This window comes from Rhodococcus marinonascens NBRC 14363, assembly GCF_001894885.1.
GTDB classification, from domain to species: Bacteria; Actinomycetota; Actinomycetes; order Mycobacteriales; family Mycobacteriaceae; genus Rhodococcus_F; species Rhodococcus_F marinonascens.
Map to the genome: position 1 here is coordinate 1 of NZ_BCXB01000124.1, position 1,336 is coordinate 1,336.

Genomic DNA, 1,336 nt, shown 5'->3' on the forward strand with positions numbered 1-1,336 from the left:
GAGGTCCTGTGGTGACAAGTCTCGGGCACCCGCGCTTGTTGCCACTGGTTGGCCGCCGTGAACTCGTCGCCCTTGTCTGCGGCGAAGTCAGCGAGTTGCTCACCGACAACAGAGGACGAAGCTCGCCGCCGCCCTCGCGGCCGATGACGCGCACGTCGCGGTCGAGGTCACCGCCTGGTGCTATCAGGACCTCATCGCCGCCTACGACAGCCCGAATCGCCGCGCCGGGAAGCTGACGATGTTCAAGTGCCTCACACGAATCCGAACCGGGCTGCCGAAAGGACTCGAAGAACTCGCCCAGCTCGGCCGCAGCCTGTGGCGACGCCGCCACGAGATCCTCGCCTACTTCGACGTCGGCGTATCCAACGGACCCGTCGAGGCCATCAACGGACGCCTCGAACACCTGCGTGGTATCGCCCTCGGATTCCGCAACCTCGACCACCACATCTTGCGGTCACTGATCCACTCCGGCCAACTTCAGGAACAAATCAACGCACTCTGAATCCGGCAGAGCCACATTGGGGCATCGAGAACCGCCTGCACTGGGTTCGGGACGTCGTCTTCGACGAAGACCGCTCCACCATCCGCACCGGGACCGGACCACAAGTCATGGCCACCCTCCGCAACACCGCCGTCAGCGTGTTCCGCTTGGCTGGCATCACCAACATTGCCGCGGCGTTACGCCATCACAGCCGAAACCCACACCGGCCGGTCGACCTACTGCGCACCATCTGACATGCGCTTATGCGACTTTGCCGGGGCCCTGGCTCACGCCTGGAGGCCACATCGTGCTCGCCTTCTTCGAGTCGGAGAGTGAGCCGGTGACGGGGGTGAGGGACATCTGCCCGGAATCCGGCGCTAAGGAGTTACTGCAGATAGCGGCACACTATGTACGGTAAGGCTTGAATCGACCTGGCTCGACGAATCGTTCACGTCGAGTCGACTCCGGAAACTATGTGCGGTAGCGCGGGAGGTGCGTTTCGGTGCTCGCGGCCGGGTCGGCGGGCGGCCCTCGAGCCTGACCGGGTTGCCGGTGCTCGAGGCCCGCGAGAGTACGACGAACTCGACCAGCGCGGAAAACGTAAACACGCCGTCGAGCTGGTCGGCGAAATATTCGGGCGTCTCCCGCAAGTCCATTTACCGCCACCTCGCACGCGACAGCCCACGACGCCGACAACAGTAGGTGAGTCACCCTGAGCGAGAAACTACTTTGCGGCTGGGGCCAGCTTCAGGATTCCGGGGCCAACACCGCATTCAGTGCTTAGCGCCGGATCTCGGGCGTCTGTCCCTCAACTCCCATCTAGACGGTTGTCCCGTATGACGATCGTTTGCGAGA

At 63.5% G+C, this 1,336-nt stretch carries 1 protein-coding gene and 1 pseudogene; both read left to right on the top strand.

All coding sequences use genetic code 11. The features are described 5' to 3' along the window. Window positions 1-109: 109 nt before the first annotated feature. Window positions 110-502, top strand: a pseudogene (locus RM2_RS25525) (transposase); the annotation flags it as partial. 107 nt (window positions 503-609) lie between these two features. Next, entirely contained in the window at window positions 610-735 is a 126-nt protein-coding gene (locus tag RM2_RS26120) for a hypothetical protein (RefSeq protein WP_445009108.1), read from the top strand. Window positions 736-1,336 lie beyond the last annotated feature (601 nt).

Excerpts from the sequence above, each read along its gene's own strand:
- RM2_RS26120 (WP_445009108.1), top strand. The coding sequence starts at position 610 with ATGGCCACCCTCCGCAACACCGCCGTCAGCGTGTTCCGCTTGGCTGGC.